Source organism: Variovorax sp. KBW07, from assembly GCF_003852515.1.
Taxonomy (GTDB): domain Bacteria; phylum Pseudomonadota; class Gammaproteobacteria; order Burkholderiales; family Burkholderiaceae_C; genus Variovorax.
In genome coordinates, this window is the sequence record NZ_QAJK01000096.1 from 1 (window position 1) to 17,073 (window position 17,073).

General features: G+C 67.4%; 22 protein-coding genes. 5 read left to right on the forward strand and 17 right to left on the reverse strand.

Translation table 11 applies throughout. The features are described from left to right. Positions 1-81 precede the first annotated feature (81 nt). From DBV14_RS19520 to ylqF, 5 genes are all read right to left on the reverse strand, one after another. A complete protein-coding gene (locus tag DBV14_RS19520; RefSeq protein WP_124461138.1) occupies positions 82-789 on the reverse strand; it encodes an ABC transporter ATP-binding protein in 708 nt (235 codons plus the stop codon). Positions 790-988: 199 nt separating this feature from the next. Further along, positions 989-1,138: a type B 50S ribosomal protein L36 gene (ykgO, locus tag DBV14_RS19525; protein WP_013542562.1), complete on the reverse strand. Its 150-nt coding sequence runs from the start codon at positions 1,136-1,138 to the stop codon at positions 989-991. A 131-nt stretch (positions 1,139-1,269) separates the two neighbouring features. Then, the gene (locus DBV14_RS19530; protein ID WP_124461140.1) at positions 1,270-1,740 is read right to left on the reverse strand and encodes a Fur family transcriptional regulator; all 471 of its coding nucleotides are present in this window, start codon (positions 1,738-1,740) and stop codon (positions 1,270-1,272) included. A 91-nt stretch (positions 1,741-1,831) separates the two neighbouring features. Beyond that, positions 1,832-2,302 (reverse strand): hypothetical protein, encoded by a 471-nt coding sequence (locus DBV14_RS19535; protein ID WP_124461142.1) that lies wholly within the window; start codon positions 2,300-2,302, stop codon positions 1,832-1,834. Continuing rightward, positions 2,302-3,267: a ribosome biogenesis GTPase YlqF gene (gene ylqF / locus DBV14_RS19540; protein WP_124461144.1), complete on the reverse strand. Its 966-nt coding sequence runs from the start codon at positions 3,265-3,267 to the stop codon at positions 2,302-2,304. Before ylqF ends, DBV14_RS19535 begins: the two co-directional genes overlap by 1 nt. 220 nt (positions 3,268-3,487) lie before the next feature. On the opposite strand from ylqF, the gene DBV14_RS19545 reads away from it, so the two are divergent. The 3 genes from DBV14_RS19545 to DBV14_RS19555 all read left to right on the forward strand — a co-directional run bounded on the left by DBV14_RS19545 (position 3,488) and on the right by DBV14_RS19555 (position 5,160). Beyond that, positions 3,488-4,108: a cell envelope protein SmpA gene (locus DBV14_RS19545; protein ID WP_124461146.1), complete on the forward strand. Its 621-nt coding sequence runs from the start codon at positions 3,488-3,490 to the stop codon at positions 4,106-4,108. 145 nt (positions 4,109-4,253) lie between these two features. After that, positions 4,254-4,682 carry a CBS domain-containing protein gene (locus DBV14_RS19550; RefSeq protein WP_124461148.1) on the forward strand — a complete coding sequence of 143 codons (429 nt, stop codon included), beginning with the start codon at positions 4,254-4,256 and terminating at the stop codon, positions 4,680-4,682. Between the two features lie 118 nt (positions 4,683-4,800). After that, on the forward strand, positions 4,801-5,160 hold the full coding sequence (locus DBV14_RS19555) for an HPF/RaiA family ribosome-associated protein (RefSeq protein WP_124461150.1): 360 nt from the start codon (positions 4,801-4,803) through the stop codon (positions 5,158-5,160). Here DBV14_RS19555 and DBV14_RS19560 read toward each other — a convergent pair. The 7 genes from DBV14_RS19560 to DBV14_RS19590 all read right to left on the reverse strand — a co-directional run bounded on the left by DBV14_RS19560 (position 5,147) and on the right by DBV14_RS19590 (position 10,516). Beyond that, positions 5,147-5,665: a MerR family transcriptional regulator gene (locus tag DBV14_RS19560; protein WP_124461152.1), complete on the reverse strand. Its 519-nt coding sequence runs from the start codon at positions 5,663-5,665 to the stop codon at positions 5,147-5,149. The two genes, DBV14_RS19555 and DBV14_RS19560, sit on opposite strands and share 14 nt — an antisense overlap. After that, the gene (locus DBV14_RS19565; RefSeq protein WP_124461153.1) at positions 5,655-6,080 is read right to left on the reverse strand and encodes a nuclear transport factor 2 family protein; all 426 of its coding nucleotides are present in this window, start codon (positions 6,078-6,080) and stop codon (positions 5,655-5,657) included. Before DBV14_RS19565 ends, DBV14_RS19560 begins: the two co-directional genes overlap by 11 nt. Before the next feature lie 111 nt (positions 6,081-6,191). Continuing rightward, positions 6,192-7,124: an SDR family NAD(P)-dependent oxidoreductase gene (locus DBV14_RS19570; RefSeq protein WP_124461155.1), complete on the reverse strand. Its 933-nt coding sequence runs from the start codon at positions 7,122-7,124 to the stop codon at positions 6,192-6,194. A 114-nt stretch (positions 7,125-7,238) separates the two neighbouring features. After that, on the reverse strand, positions 7,239-7,619 hold the full coding sequence (locus DBV14_RS19575; protein ID WP_124461157.1) for a response regulator transcription factor: 381 nt from the start codon (positions 7,617-7,619) through the stop codon (positions 7,239-7,241). 120 nt (positions 7,620-7,739) lie between these two features. Next, complete coding sequence (gshA, locus tag DBV14_RS19580; protein ID WP_124461159.1) at positions 7,740-9,296, reverse strand: glutamate--cysteine ligase; 1,557 nt, start codon at positions 9,294-9,296, stop codon at positions 7,740-7,742. Positions 9,297-9,461: 165 nt separating this feature from the next. Further along, on the reverse strand, positions 9,462-9,779 hold the full coding sequence (locus DBV14_RS19585; protein WP_124461161.1) for a putative quinol monooxygenase: 318 nt from the start codon (positions 9,777-9,779) through the stop codon (positions 9,462-9,464). Between the two features lie 74 nt (positions 9,780-9,853). After that, on the reverse strand, positions 9,854-10,516 hold the full coding sequence (locus DBV14_RS19590; RefSeq protein ID WP_124461163.1) for an alpha/beta hydrolase: 663 nt from the start codon (positions 10,514-10,516) through the stop codon (positions 9,854-9,856). A gap of 121 nt (positions 10,517-10,637) precedes the next feature. Between DBV14_RS19590 and DBV14_RS19595 the strand changes: the two genes are divergently transcribed. Beyond that, entirely contained in the window at positions 10,638-10,946 is a 309-nt protein-coding gene (locus DBV14_RS19595) for a (2Fe-2S) ferredoxin domain-containing protein (protein WP_124461165.1), read from the forward strand. A 24-nt stretch (positions 10,947-10,970) separates the two neighbouring features. Here DBV14_RS19595 and DBV14_RS19600 read toward each other — a convergent pair whose 3' ends face one another. From DBV14_RS19600 to DBV14_RS19620, 5 genes are all read right to left on the reverse strand, one after another. Then, positions 10,971-11,960: a tripartite tricarboxylate transporter substrate binding protein gene (locus DBV14_RS19600; RefSeq protein WP_124461167.1), complete on the reverse strand. Its 990-nt coding sequence runs from the start codon at positions 11,958-11,960 to the stop codon at positions 10,971-10,973. Between the two features lie 111 nt (positions 11,961-12,071). Then, positions 12,072-13,244, reverse strand: coding sequence for an FAD-dependent oxidoreductase (locus DBV14_RS19605; protein ID WP_124461169.1), 1,173 nt, complete (start codon positions 13,242-13,244; stop codon positions 12,072-12,074). Next, positions 13,241-14,434 (reverse strand): amino acid aminotransferase, encoded by a 1,194-nt coding sequence (locus tag DBV14_RS19610; protein ID WP_124461171.1) that lies wholly within the window; start codon positions 14,432-14,434, stop codon positions 13,241-13,243. Before DBV14_RS19610 ends, DBV14_RS19605 begins: the two co-directional genes overlap by 4 nt. Before the next feature lie 45 nt (positions 14,435-14,479). Next, positions 14,480-15,415, reverse strand: a complete 936-nt coding sequence (locus DBV14_RS19615; RefSeq protein ID WP_124461173.1) for a tryptophan 2,3-dioxygenase — start codon at positions 15,413-15,415, stop codon at positions 14,480-14,482. A gap of 88 nt (positions 15,416-15,503) precedes the next feature. Continuing rightward, positions 15,504-16,478: an AraC family transcriptional regulator gene (locus DBV14_RS19620; protein ID WP_124461175.1), complete on the reverse strand. Its 975-nt coding sequence runs from the start codon at positions 16,476-16,478 to the stop codon at positions 15,504-15,506. 113 nt (positions 16,479-16,591) lie between these two features. Here DBV14_RS19620 and DBV14_RS19625 point away from each other — a divergent pair, with 113 nt between their 5' ends. Beyond that, positions 16,592-17,068, forward strand: coding sequence for a Fur family transcriptional regulator (locus DBV14_RS19625; protein WP_124461177.1), 477 nt, complete (start codon positions 16,592-16,594; stop codon positions 17,066-17,068). Positions 17,069-17,073 lie beyond the last annotated feature (5 nt).

Below are 17,073 nucleotides of genomic sequence, written 5' to 3' on the forward strand. Positions count from 1 at the left end.
CACACCGTCGGCGTGGGCGTCGCCCCGAACAGCAAGCCAGGAGCAACGACGAAGCGTGCGAAGACGAAGAGAGCAAGCCATCTACGCCCTCATGTGCTGAAGGTAGAGCGACTGCAGATCGGTACGCGCAATCGACGCCTCGCCGTCAAGACTTTCCACGAGCACTCCACGTTTCATGATTCCGACGCGCGTCGCTGTCTGCTGGGCATGGAACAGGTCGTGCGTCGTCGTGAGCACCGCCACGCCGTTGTCGGCTGCGCGCCGCAGCAGGCCCGAGAACTCGCTCGCCGCCTGAGGGTCGAGCCCCGAGGTCGGCTCGTCGAGCAGCAACGCCTTGGCCTGCTTGGCCAGCGCCACTGCAATCCACACCTTCTGGCGCATGCCCTTCGAGTAGGCGGACACGCGCTTGTCGGCCGCCGCGTGGTCCAGCCCCACCTCCGTCATCAACTCCAGCAAGCGGTTGCGCGGCAGCTCCGTGCCCAATGCCAGGCCGGCGAAGAAGCGCAGGTTTTCCAGGCCCGACAGCGTTCCGTACAACGTCACCTGCTCGGGGATGTAGGCCACATGCTGCTTGGTCGCGACCGGGTAGCGCGTGACGTCGATGCCGTTGATTTCCACTGTGCCGGCCGTGGGCTCGATGAAGTTCAGGAACAGGTTGATGGTCGTCGTCTTGCCGGCACCGTTGGCGCCCAGCAGGCAGTAGATGTCGCCGGCACGAATGTCGAGATCGAGGCGGTCGAGCGCGGTGTGCGTTCCGTACTGTTTGGTCAGGCCGATGGCTCGGAGCATGGAGAGGTTCCGGTGTTGAAAGAGGCGCGCGCAGGCGGGCGCCGGCGCGGGTGCGCCGATGCGTGCGTTCGGTGTTGTCGGTGGTGGTGGTCGTCGTCTTGCACCGGCGAGGACGCCAGTGCACGGAAGCAAGGGGCGAAGGGCCGGCGTGCCGCGTTGTTGTGTCAGCGCGCCGGGCCCGTCAGCCCGTGCAGGTCAATCAGCGCTTGTTCTTGTTTTTCGCGCCGCCCTGCCTGGCCTTGAAGCGTGGGTTGGACTTGCAGATGACGTACGTGCGGCCGCGCCGCGTCACCACCTGGCAATCGCGGTGGCGCTTCTTTGCTTCTTTGAGGGAGGACAGGACTTGCATAGGTAGGCCGAAAGGAGGAAGACCCGCGACTATACGTTATCGCGAATCCATTCTCAATAATATTGCAAGGCTGACGGCGACCCTACTCTGCATTGCCTTCGACGTGCCCGGCCATGCGGCCGGCCCGCGGGTCAGTGCGCCTTCGCCGCGCGCGCCTTCGGGTCTTCCGCGCTTGCGCAGGGCGCGCACAGGCCATGCAAGGTCACTTCGTGGCTGTGCACCTTGAAGCCCTTGGGCACGAGGTCGTCCATTGGCCCGGGGCACGAATGCAGTAGCAGGACCTGCCCGCAGTTCGTGCAGTGAAAGTAGTGATGGTGGTGGTCGTCCGCTTCGCCGTGATCGTGGCCGTGGCCGTGGCCATGCGAATGCTTGTGCGCCCCGGGCTTGCACGCCACTTCGTAGCGCGCCGGCTCGCCCGGCAATTCGACCTTGGCAATCTCGCCGTCCGCCAGCAGCAGCGAGACCTGCCGGTACACGGTCGACAAACTGATCTCGGGCACGAGCTCGCGTGCATGCGCGAGGATCTCGGGGGCTGTGAGCACGCGAGCGGCGTCGCTGAAGGCGGAGAAAACGGCGTTGCGTTGGCGCGTGAGACGTTGCATGTCTCGATGATAGTGAGCAGGCGCCTTTCGTTCAGCCGTGGGGTCGATTCGCCGGTGCGCGCCAACCAGCAACCAGCAACAGCAACCGGCGCTAAGCGACGAAGTTCTGCCCGATGCGCCGGGCCTCGTCAGCCAGTGCGTCGAAGCTGCCCTGCACGAACTGCCGCACCAGGCCCGCCACGTCTTCGCGCGCATGAATCTCGAAGCTGAGGTTTTGCGTTTCCTTCGAGAACCAGCCTTTTTTCACTTCGCGGTTGAAGGTGCACTGGTAGTAGTGCAACTGCTCGTGAAAGATGCCGCTGACGCCGAGCTGCACCTTCATGTCGCCGGTGCACAGAACCAGCGCGGGCAGCGGGCCTGCCTGCTCCACGAGCCAGGCGGCCATCAGTTCGCTCCATGGCACGGCGTCGAGTTCGCGCAAGAAGCCGTCGGCATCGGTGGGCTTGCGCTCGTGTTCCTGCGCGCTCAGTTGCTTGAGGTAGGCGGCAACGCTCACCAGCCCCGGGAAGTCTTCCGAATCGGTGTCGAGGCCACCCTTTCGAAAGAAAAGGAAGCTCGGCATCAGGCGCTTTCCTCGGGTGCTGCCTCGGGCTTCTGCTTGCCCTTCTTGTTTCCGCGTGCCGCCTTCTTTGCGGCACGCTCCGCATCGATGCGCTGGCCCTCGGCCAGCCACTGCGCATATTCCACCGGTGTTTCGAGCGTCACGCGCCCGAGGTTGCCGGCGCGAAATTCGTGCATGACGATCTCGGCGGATTTCTGCAGGTTGACCTTGCCCTTGCCCAGCAACGCGCCGCGCTTGCGCCCGATGGTGTCGAGCAGGGCCTCGTCCTTCATCTCGGCCATGGTGGCGGCGTCGAGCTCCACGAGCTTGAAGCGCGCGGCCACGCCGGCGGCGTAGTTCGCCTTGAGGTAGTTGAGCAGCTCCAGCGCCACCTCTTCCTCGTCGAAAGCGTTGCGGCCGATGGCGCCGCTGGCCGCCAGGTTGTAGCCGCTCTTGGGCACCACGATGCGCGGCCACAGCATGCCGGGCGTGTCCCACAGGTAGAAGTCGTCGGCCAGCGTGATGCGCTGCTCGAGCTTGGTAATGCCGGCCTCGTCGCCGGTCTTGGCCTTGCGGCCGCCGGTCAGGGTGTTGATGAGGGTCGACTTGCCCACGTTCGGAATGCCGCAGATCAGCACGCGCATGGGCTTGGCCATGCCGCCGCGCCGCGGCGAAAGCTCGTGGCAGGCCTTGACGATCTGCTGCGCCGGCGTGGTCTGGCTCGCATCGAGCCCGATGGCGCGCGTGTCGGGCAGCGCGTTGTAGTGGGCCAGCCAGAGCGCGGTGCGCGCGGGGTCGGCCAGGTCCTGCTTGTTGAGCACCTTGAGCGTCGGCCGGCCGGCCGTGAGCTCGGCGAGCATCGGGTTGGCGCTGGAGCCGGGCAGGCGCGCGTCGAGCAGCTCGATGACCACGTCGATGTCCTTCACCCGGTCGGTGATGGCTTTCTGGGTCGTGTACATGTGCCCGGGGAACCACTGGATCGCCATGGGTGGGTGTTCTTTCTTTCGCGCTGTCTGGAAGGGGGTGGCCGCAAGGCCGGGTGAGGATTGTGGCCCGGGAACCTGAACGGCAGCTGGCCGCTATCTTTTCGATAGCTGAAAGCGGGCATTCTGCCTTCGCCCGGAGCGCGATCGACCCTAGAATCCGCGCGCTGCGCCCGCAGCCGTTTCAACAGACAGACCAACAAACCGACCCCGAGGGAGTTTCATGCCCATCAAGCGCCTTGCCGCTGCCGCCCTGCTGGCAGCCACCGCCGTTGCCGCGACCGTCGTCCACGCCCAGCGGCCCTCGCCGCCGCCCGGTCCGCTGGTCAACGGCTTCCTGTGCTGCAACATGCGCACCTACGGCGATTCGATCAGCGACATCAACTACGACGAGCAAGGCACGCAGATCGTTGCCGTGGGCACGCCGGCACGCATCACGGGCTACGACTTCCGCTATTTCAACCTGCAACTCGGCGGCAAGCCCCAGCGCATCAAGAACGACTACAGCCGCAACATCACGTTGCACCAATTCGCACAGCGCTACGTGGTGACGACCGATCCAATACAGAAGATGGCCGCCTTCGCGCCCGCGGTGCGAGACGCCATCATGGCCGGCAAGGTGATGCCCGGCATGACGCGCGAGCAGGTGCTGATGGCCATCGCCTATCCGGTGGGCAGCGAGAACCCCAGCCTCGACGCGCCCACGTGGCGCTACTGGCGCGACAGCTGGTCGGAGTTCCAGGTGCAGTTCGACGACAAGGGCCTCGTGAAAACGGTGGTGGGCGACCCGGTGGCGCTCAGCCGCGTGCTGGCCGCGCCTGCCGCAGCAACGGCACAGCCTTAAGTTCTCGCGCGGGACGCGTGGGCAATCCGCGCGCAATCCCCTAGAGGGTTTTGCATCGCGAAGCGCTTTTCCGCCCCTATCATTTGACCGAGGGCGGCGCATGAGCGTCGGCGTGAATCGAAACTTTTTTCATGGAGTTACCGCGATGAAACCCGTCTCCGAACTGCTCAAGCGTCACGACTCCGCGGCCTGGCGCACCTCTCCCCAGGCCAGCGTCTTCGATGCCCTGGCCACGCTGGCCCACTACGAGGTGGGCGCGCTCATGGTGATGGACGGCGAAAAGCTGGTGGGCTTCCTGTCCGAGCGCGACTACACCCGTAAGGTGGCGCTGCAGGGCAAGAACTCGAAGGAAATGAAGGTTGCCGAGATCATGACGCCCGACGTGATGACCGTGACCCCGCAGACCCGCACGCGCGCCTGCATGACGCTGATGAGCCAGCGCAAGTTTCGCCACCTGCCGGTGGTCGATGGCGACAAGGTGGTCGGCATGATCTCGATCCAGGACCTGATGGACGACATCATCTCGGACCACGAGGCGACCATCGAACAGTTGACCACGTACATCCAGAGCTGAGCAAGCAACGCGCATTTCGGACCCTGCCCGGCTTGTGGGCAGGGGAAAGACCTACGCGCACACCCGCGCTCCAGGGCGCACAGTGGGCATTCGTTCATCCATCCAGCAGGGACATTGCATGCAGATTCAGGTCAATACGAGCAACGGTATCGAGAACAAGGACACGCTGGAACGCTGGGCCGATACGGAGATCAAGCAACACCTGAGCCGTTTCGTCGAAGACGTGACGCGCGTCGAGGTGCATCTGAGCGACGAGAACCACGACAAGGCCGGCGGCGGCGACAAGCGCTGCGTGATGGAAGCCCGCCTTGCCCACCACCAGCCACTGGCGGTGACGCAGCACGCGAACAGCCTCGACGAGGCCTTCCGCGGCGCGGCCGACAAGCTCAAGCGCCTGCTCGACAGCACGCTGGGCCGCCTGAACAACCACCGCGACCGCGGCTCGATCCGCAAGGACCCGAGCTTCACGGCCGAATAGGCGAGGCCTTGCCCTTGGCCCTGCGCCTCTTCGGTGGCGCGGTCGGTGGCGCAAGGCGGGGCGTCTCGGCGGGAATGAGCGGCGGCCGGTGGCCGCTGGCCATCCATTCGTCGTAGAAGTCGATCTTGCGGTCGACCAGCGACAGCGCCCTTTTCCATTCGGCGATGGTCTCGGTCACGCGCGCACGGTGCGCGGCGAGCATGTTGCGCCGCTCGCGCAGCGTGACCTTTCCCTGCACCGCCAGCGCGGTGTATTCGCGCATCTCGGCAATCGACATGCCGGTGCGGCGCAGCCGCTCCATCAGGTCGAGCCAGCCCACGTGCAGCTCGCCGTAGAGGCGCCGGCCACCGTCGTCGCGCGCCACGCCGGGCACCAGGCCCTGCGTCTCGTACCAGCGGATGGCGTGCACCGTGCGGCCGGTGCGCGTGGCCAGTTCGCCGATGTGGAAGGGCGTGCCCTTGGCGTCCTTCGCCAGGGGTGCGGCGAGCGGCGCGTCAGCCGGCATGGCCAGCGGCAGAAGGCGCCGTCAGCGCCGCCTGCACCAGTGCGGTGTCGAAGTACTCCGTCAGCTCTTTCACCTGGCCTCCTTCGAGTCGGTAGACGTAGCAGTAGCGGTTGTTGTAGCGCTTGCCGGCTTTGGTGGGCACGTCGCCGCTGAACAGCACCACCACCCGGTCGCCCTCGGCAATGATGCGCTCGGTCTGGCTCACGTAGGGCCCGGCGAATTGCGCGAACAGCGGCTTGATCAGCTCTTCGCGAATGGCGGCCTTGCCCGCGTAGGTGCGCGACCAGGGCGTGGTGCCCTCCAGCGTCCAGCGCGCGTCGTCGGCCAGACTGTCGATGAAGAACTGGCCGTTGCCCTTGTCCAGCTCGGCGTGGATGCGCGAGACCAGGGCCTTGTTGTCGCTCGTCGTGTTCATGGCGTCATTTCCTTGCATTGAATGAACCGGAAGTCCCGGTGAATTCATTGGAAATGCTCGAGTGCACTCGAGGTCAAGCGCCATGAACAGGGCAAAACAGGCGCGTTGCCGTCAGCCCCTCTTGGCGTTCCCCATCGCCTTGGCGACTTCGTTGCTGCCCTGCGAAGCACCGCTCTGCGGCACCACTTCGCCCTCGCGCGACGTCACTTCGGCCAGCCGCGCGGCCAGTTGCTCGGCCGCGTCGGGGCCGCTGCCCAGCCAGGCGCCTTGCGTCAGCGTGATGTGGGCGGCTTCGAACACGCCGGCACCGGCGCACAGCACCGTGCGGTTGGGCGCATCCTGCGAGGCCAGCACCAGCATGGCGGGCACCACGGCCTCGGGCTGGAAGGCTTCGAGCATTTCCTTGGGGAACAGGTCCTCGGTCATGCGGGTGGCGGCGGTGGGTGCCAGGCAGTTCACGCGGATGTCGTTCTTGGCGCCTTCGATGCTCAGCGTCTGCATCAGGCCCACCAGCGCCAGCTTGGCGGCGCCGTAGTTGCTCTGGCCGAAGTTGCCGTAGAGGCCCGACGACGAGGTGGTCATGACGATGCGGCCGTACTTCTGCTCGTTCATGAGCGCCCAGACGGCCTTGGTGCAGTTCACGGCGCCCATCAGGTGCACGTCGACCACCAGCTGGAAGTCGGCCAGCTCCATCTTCGAAAAACTCTTGTCGCGCAGGATGCCAGCGTTGTTGACCAGGATGTCGATGCGGCCCCAGGCGTCGACCGCCTGTTTGACCATGGCCTGCACGGCCGCGAAGTCGGTCACCGAGGCGCCGTTGGCAATGGCTTCGCCGCCGGCCGCCTTGATCTCGTCGACCACCGCCTGCGCGGCGCTCACCGAACCGCCGGAGCCGTCGCGCGCACCGCCCAGGTCGTTGACCACCACCTTGGCGCCGCGCGCCGCCAGGGCCAGCGCATGCTGGCGGCCGAGGCCCCCGCCGGCGCCGGTCACGATGGCCACGCGGCCCTTGAAGTCGATGGTGCTGTTGCTGCTGCTGCTCATGGTGTCTCTGTCGCTTTCATTGGGGAGTTGCCGGTATTCGGTTGCCGCATGGCGGCAGCGTGGCGTTTTACCCCAGAAAAGCACCGTGGCGCAGCCACGGGCACGCGGAGCCAGTCACCCGTGCGACGAGCGGACCAGGTCGCAATAGGCCACCAGCTGGTCGAGCTCGGCCGATTTGTCGAAGAAGGCATCGGCGCCCAGCTGTTCCGAGCGCTGGCGCATATCGGCGGTGGCGTAGTTGCTGAGCACCACCACCTTCTGGTGCGGCGCGCGGTTGCGGCATTCGTGGATCACGCCGAGCCCGTTGCCGCGCTTGAGGAACAGGTCGACGATGGTCAGGTCCCATTCGTCGCGATGCAGGCGCAGCCACATGACGGCTTCGTCCTCGGTGCTGGCGGAGGCCACCACTTGGGCATCGGCCACGTCCTCCAGGAAACCGACGAGGTTTTCGCGGATGACGGGACTGTCTTCCACCAAGTAGGCCTTGACAGTCATGGAGACCTCACCGGGTCGGAGCTTGCGCGATGCATGAATGCCATCTTCGCAGCCCTGCAGGCGCACGCGGTGGGCGATGCAGGCCAAAGCCTGTAGGCCATCGGCCAGCGCGGCTGTCGGCTATGCAGCAACCGCCATGCGGCCACGCGCCATGCCCAGGCGCGCGGGCGACACGTACTGCTCGCGGTAGATCTCGAAAGGCAGCGTGTCGGCCGCCTCGATGCGCTTCTGCTCCTGGATCGACTCGGCCGTCATCTGCTCGAACTCGGCCTGTTGCGCGGCCGAGAACGGCAGCGCCAGCAACGCCGCGCGGGTCTGCTCGGACTGGGCCCGCACGAAGCCGACGAAGGAGTTGCCGTGCTGCTGCTCGATGGCCGCCAGCACGCGGGCCGACGGCAGGCTGTCGGGGTTTTGCAGCGCGGCCCTGGCGGCGTGTACCGCATCGGCGTGCTGCGTGCCGCCCTGCGCCGCGTCGAGCGCGGCGGCAATGGGCAGGCACTGCTCGACCAGCTCGATGCCCCAGTCGGTCAGCGTCACTTCGCTGCCGCCGCGCGACAAGCGCAGGCCCGGCTCGCGGCCGCGTGCGGCGGTCAGGTGCTGGTTGTGGGCCAGGTCGGCAATTTCCTGCGGCGTGTCGTCGGGGCTGTCGCTGAGCAGGCAGTGCAGCAGGAACACGTCGATGAAGCGCATGGTCTGCGCATTGATGCCAACGGTCTCGAAGGGGTCGAGGTCCATCAGGCGCACCTCGACGTATTCCACGCCGCGCTCGCGCAGCGCATGCAGCGGGCGCTCGCCGGGGTTGATCACTCGCTTGGGGCGGATGGTGCCGTAGAACTCGTTCTCGATCTGCAGCAGGCTGGTGCCCAGCTGGTTGTAGTCGCCGCCCAGGTTGCGGATGCCGATGGACTCGTAGGCCGGCCACGGGCGCGTGAGCGCGTCCTGCAGCGAGGCGCCATAGCCGTCGAGGCTGTTGTAGCTCACCGCCAGCGAGGCCTGCGCGTCGCTCTGGTAGCCCAGGCGGCCCATGCGCAGCGAGGTGCCGTGCGGCATGAACATGCTGCCGTCGCCCAGCGGCTGCAGCTCGTGCGGGCGGCCCGCGACAAAGCTCGAACACAAGGCCGGCGAGGCGCCGAACAGGTACAGCAGCAAAAAGGCGTGGCGGCGGAAGTTGCGGATCAGCGCGAAGTACTGCTCGCTCGACACATCGGGCAGCGACCAGTTGTAGTGAATGCCCGAAATGGTCTGCATGCGGCGGCCATAGCGGTGGCTCAGGCCCATGCGGTACACGCTCTTGGCGCGGCCCACGTTCGACGAGCCATAGCGGCCGATCGGAATGGTTTCGTCGGTCGGCAGGCCGCAGGGCATGCTCGACACCCACAGGCGCTCGTCGCCGAGCGTGTCGAGCACGCGATAGGTGAACTGGTGCACCCGGGTCAGCTCTTCGAGCGCCGATTCGACGCCCGAATGCACGCCCGTGATGAGCTCGAGCTGCGATTCGCTGAAGTCGGTCGTGATGTGCGGATGCGTGAGCGCGGAACCCAGCGCCAGCGGATGCGGCGTCAGCGCGAGCTTGCCATCCGGCAGCGCGCGCAGGCTTTCTTTCTCGATCCCGCGTCGCATGCCTTTCAGTCGTGCGGCTGAAAGTGCACCCAACCTCTCCTGCAATCTGTTGCTCATATTGTTATCACCCATCAATCTTCTGAGGGGCTGGAAGGTAGCACGGGCGCGCGGGCACTGCTCGTGCAGGGAATCCCGGGGTTGGTTACCCTGTGAGGCGCTACATTTTTGATAGCTGACGACAGGTTCGGCATGGTCGTTCGCCGGTTGTCTGGTGTGCGCGATTCAGGCCTTGGCGCGGCCCGCCGACAGGTCGATCTCTTCCGACTGGTAGACGTGGATCTCGGGCGCGCCGTCGGCCATGGCGGCCAGCGCCTTGCCGAAGGCGCGCGAGGCATCGACGCGAAAGTGCGCCTGCAGCGTGGCCATGTCGCTCCAGCGCTCCACGAAAGTCAGGCGCAGCGGGTCTTGCACGTCGGTCGTGACTTCGTGCGAGATGCAGCCGGGCTCGGCGCGCGAGCGCAGCACGTGCTCCACGCTGATGGCCAGCATTGCCTGCAGGGTGTCGGGCTTGGCGAGGGCGTGTCCGATGACGAGGATCATTTGCCTGTCTCCTTCTCTTGTCTCGTGGGTATCGCGAATCTCGTGGTTCTCGTGGACTGGCCGCGACGGCCCGCTCAGCCCAGCACGCGCAGCAGGAAGCGGTTCAGGTCGGCCACTTCTTCCATGCAGACCGAATGCGCCATCGAGTACTCGTGCCATTCGACGGTATAGCCCAAAGCGGCCAGCGCGTCGCGCGATTGCAGTGCCCGGGCAATGGGCACCATGGGGTCTTGCCGGCCATGGCCGAGGAACACCGGCGTGTCGTGGTTGGCCGCGTGGCGTTCGGCCGCGGTGCTGGCCGCCAGCGGCAACCAGCCCGACAGGCCGACGATGCCGCCCAGCCGCTCGGTGTGGCGCAGGCCGGTCAGCAGCGCCATGGCGCAGCCCTGCGAAAAGCCCGCCACCACGATGCGGCTGGCGGCAATGCCACGGGCCTTTTCGTTGGCGATGACGGCCTCGATGGCGGCCTGCGAGCGGCGCAGGCCGGCGGCGTCTTCCCGCACATTGAAATCGGCCGCCGCAATGTCGAACCAGGCCGGCATCTGGTAGCCGTTGTTCAGCGTGACCGGGATCACCGGCGCGTTGGGGAACACGAAGCGCACCGGGCCCACGGCCGACAGGTCGAGCTCGCCGGCAATGGGCACGAAGTCGTTGCCGTCGGCGCCAAGGCCGTGCATCAGGACCACCGTGGCGGTGGGGTTCGGGGCGGTTTCGATTTCGATGGGAGGACGGGACATGGTCGGGCAAAGGTATTCAAGAACGCGGATGACCAGACCTTAGCGCATTCGGGCGGTCGGCTGACTTGCGCGGCGCTCCTTCGCGCCCAAGATGGGCTGAAACAAAAGGAAAGAGAACCACGTGAGCCATTCCCCTCCCCTGGTCGAAACCAGACTGTCCGGCGTGGTGCTGGTCTGCGGCGATTGCGAAGAGCGCGGCGACGGCCCCACGAAACTGAAGGCCAGGCAGGTCCGCAAGGAACTCAGGCGCGACCTGGTGCATTTGCCCGGGCGCCTGCGCGTGGTGCAGTCGAGTTGCCTCGGCCTGTGCCCGAAGAAGGCCATGGCGCTGGTCGCTGTGGCTGGCGGACAGGCACCGCTGGCCGCCGAGGTCTGCCGCGACGAAGACGTCGAAGCCTTCGCCAAGGCGCTGGCCAGGTCGGTGCGTTAGCCGGGCCGGTCGATCGTTACTCGGCTACTCGGCCTTGATGCCGACCGCCTTCACGATCTGCGCATAGCGCTCGTACTCGGCATTCACCTGCGTCTGGAATTGGCGCTGCGGGAAGCCAGTGGCCTCGATGCCCTGTGCCGCGAGGTCGGCTCGGGTGGCAGGCGCTTGCACGACGCGCGCGGCCTCGGCGGCAATGGCATCGATCACCGGCTGCGGCGTGCGCGCCGGCGCGAACAGGCCGAACCACGTGCCCGAGCGGTAGCCCGCGTAGCTTTCGCCCACGGTCGGCACTTCGGGCAACAGGGCATGGCGTTTTTCGCCGCTGGTGCCCAGGGCCACGAGCTTGCCGGCGCGAATGTGCTGCAGCGCCGGGCCGACCGCAATGAACATCACATCGACCTGCCCCGCGATCACGTCCTGCATGCCCAGCGGGCCGCCGCGGTACGGAATGTGGGTGACGTAGATGCCCGTCTTCTGCTTGAGCAGCTCCATGCTGAGCTGCTGCGGGCTGCCGTTGCCGGCCGAGGCGTAGTTGATCTGCCCCGGGCGCGCCTTCGCGGCGCGCACGAAGTCGGCCACCGTGCGAAAGCCCGTCTTCGGATTGGCGACCAGCACGAAGTCGATCTGCCCGAGCGACACCACCGGCAACAGGTCGCGCCGCGCGTCGTAGGGCAGGCCCGCCTGGATGTTGGGAAGAATGGTGATCGGCCCGTCGGCGCCCACCAGCAGCGAATAGCCGTCGGGCTGCGCCTTGGCCAGCCCATCGGCCGCCAGGATGCCCGCGGCGCCGGCGCGGTTGTCGACCACCACCGGCTGCTTCCATTGCTCGGACAGGCGCTGCGCCAGGTAGCGCGCCAGCACGTCGGGCGAACTGCCGGGCGTGTTCGCGACCGTGATGTGCACGGGCTTCGAGGGATAGGCCGCCGGTTGCTGTGGCTGTGCCTGCGCGGCCAGGGCGCACAGGGCTCCGAGCCACAGCGCGAGGACCGGTTTCAGCAGGAGATGGGGGCACATGGCAGGGCTTTCGGTTGCGGACGGCAAAGCGCGCGATTCTGCCGCCCCCTCGCCGCCGCGCGAACGACCCTTTTGTCAGATGCTTAGGTGCATCCGGGCATATGCGGCCCGCTAGGCCGGCACGGTGCGCAAGGCGTCCAGCTCGCGGTAGAAGGCATCGACCTGCTGCTGCGCCGTGGCCTGCATCGCCGTGTTGCGGCGCGCGCAGCTCGCGGCGTCTTCTACAGCGCCCGCCTCACCCACCTTGCGCGAGGCGTCCTGCACGAACCTGCACATCGGGTAGCGGCGCTTGCCGAAGGCCTGCAGCGTGGGCTCGCCGATGCCATCGGCGGCAAGCATCTCGGCCAGCACCACGGCGTCTTCCACGGCCATGGCACCGCCCTGCCCCATGAACGGCGTCGAAGCGTGCGCCGCGTCGCCGATCAGCAGCACCCGCCCTGCATGCCAGGGCAGCGGCGCCTGCACCTCTTCGACCGCGGTGTAGAGCACCTCCGAATCCGCGCCGAGCTGATCGAGGAACTGCCGCGCCGGGCCACCGAACTCCGCGAACCGGGCGCGCATCTGCGCGGGCCAGGTCTCCTTCGGATACCAGCGGTCCGCCGGCTCGCTCACCGTGCCGAAGATGTAGAGCTTGTCGTCGCTGATCGGCATGATGCCCAGCCGCTTGCCGATGCCCATCATCATGATCTTCGCGTCGAGCGCGCGCGGCCGGTCGTGCACGCTGCGCCAGACGCCGAAGCCGGTGTAGCGCGGCGTCAACGGGCCGCTCACGGCCTCGCGAACCTGCGAGCGGATGCCGTCGGCGCCGACGACCAGATCGAAGCGCTGCGCCGAGCCGTCGGACAGCGTGACTTCCGCGTGCTCGCCGCCACCGGGCGCATGAAGGGCCGTCACCATCGTTGCGAGCCGGATCTCGACACCGAGCGCGCCGAGGCGGCCGGCCAGGATGCGATGCATCTCCGCGCGCCGGATGCCCAGGATGGGCACCGCCCCGCCGCTCGACGCCGGATAGAACACGTCGACGATGGGCGCGCCATGGTGGTCGAGGTAGACGTTGCGCCCGTCCCCGATGCCGAAGCCCGCCTCAAGAATGCGCGGCAGCACGCCGACCCTGCGCAGCGCCTCGAGCCCGTTGCCGTAGATGAAGATGCCCGAGCTCTGGAAACGCCACTCGGCCTGCTTCTCGACCAGGGTGACGCGAAAGCCCTTGTCCGCCAGCGCGATCGCGGCCGAGCAACCCGCGATGCCCGCGCCGACGATCAATACCCGTGCCGCCCGCGTCATTGCGCGGCCCCGCCCGCACACACGTCGGCCAGTGCTTCGCACACATGCCCGATGTTCGACGCGTTGAGTCCCGCCACGCAGATGCGCCCCGACGACACCACGTACACGCCGAAGCGCGAGCGCAGCGCCTCGATCTGCGCCGCCGACAGCCCCGAGTAGCTGAACATGCCGTTCTGCGCGACGAGAAACCCGAAGTCCCGCTCCGGCAAGGCCTCGCCCAGCATGCGGTGCAGGCGCGTTCGCATGTCGCGCATGCGGCCGCGCATGGCGTCGAGCTCGGTGCGCCACTGGGCGTTCCACGCCGGGTTGGACAAGACCGCCTCCACCAGCGCGGCCCCTTGCGCCGGCGGGCACGAGTAGCTGCGGCGGATCGCCAGCTTGAGCTGCCCCAGCAACCGCCCCGTGTCGGCCGAGGGCGCATGCACGCTGAGCGCGCCCACTCGCTCGCCGTACAGCGAGAAGATCTTCGAGAACGAGCTGGCCACCAGGCAGGCAATGCCGCGCCGCACGCATTCGCGCACGGCCCACGCGTCTTCGTCCACGCCATGCGCGAAGCCCTGGTAGGCCATGTCGAAGAACGGCAGCAGTCCGCGCTGCGCGATCACGTCGAACAGCGCGTGCCACTCGGCCTGCGAAGGGTCGACGCCCGTCGGGTTGTGGCAGCACGGGTGCAGCAGCACGACGCTGCCGGCCTGCAGCTTGCGCAACGCCGCGACGGCGCCATCGACATCGAAGCGGCCCGTCGCGCCGGCGTAGTAGGGATAGCTTTCGACACGGAAGCCCGCGCCGCTGAAGATGGCTGCGTGATTGGCCCAGGTCGGATCAGGCATCCAGATCGCGGCCTCGGGCAGCACGCCCTTGAGAAAGTCCGCGCCGACCTTCAGCGCGCCGGTGCCGGCGACGGTCTGCACCACCACGATGTCGGCGGCGGCTGCCTTGCCGAACACCAGCGCGCGCACTGCGTCGCGGTAGGCCTCACCGCCTTCTGTCGGCAGGTAGACGCTGGGCCCTCGCGCGCCCACGCCATCCGCGCGCGCCGCGCGCACCGATTCGAGCACCGGCACCTGGCCCGCTTCATCGCAGTAGATGCCGATGCCCAGGTTGACCTTGCCGGGCCGCGGATCGGCCTTGTAGACATCGAACAGGCCAAGAATGGGGTCGTCGGCATACGCGGGCAGGTGATCGAACACGAAAGCTCCAGGAGTGATGAAGGAAGAAAGGAAGAGAGGACTGGTTCAGAGCTGCGTCCGCACGGACCACAGCTCGGGAAAGAAACGGTGATCGACCACGCTGCGCAGCCAGCCCACGCCGGCTGAGCCGCCCGTGCCCGGCTTGAAACCGAGGATGCGCTCGACCGACACGAAATGCCGCCAGCGGTACTGCGAGAACACGTCGGCAATGTCCATCAGCGCCTCGCCGAGCCGGTACAGATCGTTCTCGGGCGTGGGGTCGCCGTAGACCCACAGCCACGCCGCCTCGACGCCCGGATTGACCGCATACGGGGCCGACCAGTCGCGCGACAGCGCCTCGGGCGGCATCGCGATGTCGCGGCGGTGCAGCAGCGCCAGCACGTCGTCGTACAGGCTCGGCGAATGGAGCGCGCGCTCCATGCAGGGCCACACGTCGGGGTTGTTCGCATGGGCGCGTGCCAGCGGCACCGACTTGTTGCCCAGGATGAACTCCACATGCCGGTACATGTACGACTGCTGACCCGAGGCGATGCCCAGCGTGTTGCGAAACTGGTTGAACTCGTGCGGCGTGATGGTCGAGAGCACGTCCCAGGTCTTGCCCAGGAACTCCAGCAGCGCACGCACCCGCGGGGCCAGCTGCAGCGCGCCTGTCACGTCGTCGGCGCTGATGCGCGCCTGCATGTTGGCCAGCTCGTAGTGCAGGGCCTTGAAGGTCAGCTCCTTGCAGTGCGTGATGCACATGAAGACCATTTCGTCGTGGCCTTCGCTGCGCATGTGCTGGATGCTCAGCAGCAGGTCGTTGCGCTGGTGCTCCAGGTACGGGTTGCTGCGGCCTTCGAACTGCAGCAGCGGCTCGCCGTCGGTGTTCTTCACCGTGGCTTCGCGCTGCTGGTCGTCGCCGGACGCAATCGATTTCACGAGCGAGTTTTCGAGCGCCGGGTTGCGCACTTCGGGAATGACTCTTCGGCGTTGGATGGGCATGCGCCGATTGTTCGGCGCGCATGCCGCCGCTTCAACCTCCGGCACGCCGGATTTGGGCACCGATCGTCCGGCCCGGCGGACTCGGGGTTCAGTGGCCGGTATCGCCGTGCTGGCGCGCGTAGGCACTGGGCGTCATGCCCGTCCAGCGCTGGAAGGCGCGGGAGAACGCTTTTTCCGATGCATAGCCCACGGCCTCGGCCACCTGGTGCAGGCTCAACTGCCGGTTCTTGAGCTGCTCGGCCGCCAGCGTCATGCGGTAGGAGCCCAGGTAGTGCATGGGCGTCACGCCCACCAGCGCGCGGAAGCGCTCGCTGAACACGGTGCGCGAGAGATAGCTGGCCTGCGCCAGCGTCGCCACCGACCACGGGTGCTCGGGCCGCTCGTGCATCAGCGACATCGCGCGGGCGATGCTCTCGTCGTCCAGCCCGCGCAGCCGGCCCGCCTGCTGCGCGGGCTGGGCCTGCGGCTGGGCGTACAGGTGCTCGCAGAGGATGTGCACCAGCAGCAGGTCGGCCATGCGTGCCGCCGACAGCTGCCAGCCCGGCCGCTGGGCGATGGTCTCGTTCACCAGCGACTCCATGGCCTGCGCGAGCGATGCGGTCGTCGGAATCTGCCCCTGGCGCAGCACGATCAGCGGCGGCAGGCTGGCCATGATCGAGCCCAGGCCCTGCGCGGGCATCCAGAGGTGCAGCGAGAACAGCGCGGTCGCGGGCCCGCCGCCGCCGTGCGAGAAGACGATCGGGTGGTCGCCGTGCCGGCCGGTCGAATGCGCCGTGATCAGGTCGCGAAAGGGTTCGGCCTCGAGCCCCGGCGCGGACGACACGGTGTGGGCGCTGCCCTGCGGCAGCATCGCGATGTCGTGCGGGGCCACGGCCACCGGCTCGGCGCCGTCCACCGCAATCCAGTACGGCGCGCCGGTGCACATGCGGATCAGCGGGCCAGCGACGCCGGTCGAATGCAGTGCCCAGGGAGAGGTCAACGAAAAGCGCGCGGTAACCGCCCGCTCGGACCTGTACGTCGCGAGCACGTGACTGAGTGCGTCGCCGCCCCGCGCTGTGTCCATGCTGTCCGTGCCGCCCGTTGATCTCGATGCGGGCGATTATCTGGCATGGCAGGCGGGCGATTTTTGGTCATGTCGCGCAGGAGGCGCGGGGATGCAACACAATGTCGTTTCGCATGAAGACAATCAACCCGCACCCGAAGCCCCCGCTCGTCGCAGCCCCGTTCGACAGCGAATCCCTGCTGCGCGGCAGCGGCCTGCGCGTGACGCGCGCCGCGCAAACGGTGCTCGAACTGCTCGAACACAACTCCCAGCCGCTCACGCACGAAGAAGTCGCCGCCGCCTGCACCGCCGCCACCGGCGAGGCGCCCGACCGCGTGACCATCTACCGCGTGCTCGACCGGCTGGTCGAAGCCGGCCTGTGCGACCGCCGCGTCGGGCCCGACCGGGTCAACCGCTTCTCGCGCCACGTGGAAACCGCGTCGGGCAACACCTTCGAATGCGACCAGTGCCACAAGGTGCTGGCGCTGCCCTCCGACCCCGAGCTGCCCAAGGTGATGGGCCGGCTGGGGAAGGCGTTGCGCAAGCAGGGCATCGACACGCGGCACACCGCGCTCACGCTGCACGGCACCTGCGGCGACTGCGCCCGGTAGCGGGC

Excerpts from the sequence above, each read along its gene's own strand:
- DBV14_RS19520 (WP_124461138.1), bottom strand. The coding sequence starts at position 789 with ATGCTCCGAGCCATCGGCCTGACCAAACAGTACGGAACGCACACCGCG.
- ykgO (WP_013542562.1), bottom strand. The coding sequence starts at position 1,138 with ATGCAAGTCCTGTCCTCCCTCAAAGAAGCAAAGAAGCGCCACCGCGAT.
- DBV14_RS19530 (WP_124461140.1), bottom strand. The coding sequence starts at position 1,740 with ATGCAACGTCTCACGCGCCAACGCAACGCCGTTTTCTCCGCCTTCAGC.
- DBV14_RS19535 (WP_124461142.1), bottom strand. The coding sequence starts at position 2,302 with ATGCCGAGCTTCCTTTTCTTTCGAAAGGGTGGCCTCGACACCGATTCG.
- ylqF (WP_124461144.1), bottom strand. The coding sequence starts at position 3,267 with ATGGCGATCCAGTGGTTCCCCGGGCACATGTACACGACCCAGAAAGCC.
- DBV14_RS19545 (WP_124461146.1), top strand. The coding sequence starts at position 3,488 with ATGCCCATCAAGCGCCTTGCCGCTGCCGCCCTGCTGGCAGCCACCGCC.
- DBV14_RS19550 (WP_124461148.1), top strand. The coding sequence starts at position 4,254 with ATGAAACCCGTCTCCGAACTGCTCAAGCGTCACGACTCCGCGGCCTGG.
- DBV14_RS19555 (WP_124461150.1), top strand. The coding sequence starts at position 4,801 with ATGCAGATTCAGGTCAATACGAGCAACGGTATCGAGAACAAGGACACG.
- DBV14_RS19560 (WP_124461152.1), bottom strand. The coding sequence starts at position 5,665 with ATGCCGGCTGACGCGCCGCTCGCCGCACCCCTGGCGAAGGACGCCAAG.
- DBV14_RS19565 (WP_124461153.1), bottom strand. The coding sequence starts at position 6,080 with ATGAACACGACGAGCGACAACAAGGCCCTGGTCTCGCGCATCCACGCC.
- DBV14_RS19570 (WP_124461155.1), bottom strand. The coding sequence starts at position 7,124 with ATGAGCAGCAGCAGCAACAGCACCATCGACTTCAAGGGCCGCGTGGCC.
- DBV14_RS19575 (WP_124461157.1), bottom strand. The coding sequence starts at position 7,619 with ATGACTGTCAAGGCCTACTTGGTGGAAGACAGTCCCGTCATCCGCGAA.
- gshA (WP_124461159.1), bottom strand. The coding sequence starts at position 9,296 with ATGAGCAACAGATTGCAGGAGAGGTTGGGTGCACTTTCAGCCGCACGA.
- DBV14_RS19585 (WP_124461161.1), bottom strand. The coding sequence starts at position 9,779 with ATGATCCTCGTCATCGGACACGCCCTCGCCAAGCCCGACACCCTGCAG.
- DBV14_RS19590 (WP_124461163.1), bottom strand. The coding sequence starts at position 10,516 with ATGTCCCGTCCTCCCATCGAAATCGAAACCGCCCCGAACCCCACCGCC.
- DBV14_RS19600 (WP_124461167.1), bottom strand. The coding sequence starts at position 11,960 with ATGTGCCCCCATCTCCTGCTGAAACCGGTCCTCGCGCTGTGGCTCGGA.
- DBV14_RS19605 (WP_124461169.1), bottom strand. The coding sequence starts at position 13,244 with ATGACGCGGGCGGCACGGGTATTGATCGTCGGCGCGGGCATCGCGGGT.
- DBV14_RS19615 (WP_124461173.1), bottom strand. The coding sequence starts at position 15,415 with ATGCCCATCCAACGCCGAAGAGTCATTCCCGAAGTGCGCAACCCGGCG.
- DBV14_RS19620 (WP_124461175.1), bottom strand. The coding sequence starts at position 16,478 with ATGGACACAGCGCGGGGCGGCGACGCACTCAGTCACGTGCTCGCGACG.
- DBV14_RS19625 (WP_124461177.1), top strand. The coding sequence starts at position 16,592 with ATGAAGACAATCAACCCGCACCCGAAGCCCCCGCTCGTCGCAGCCCCG.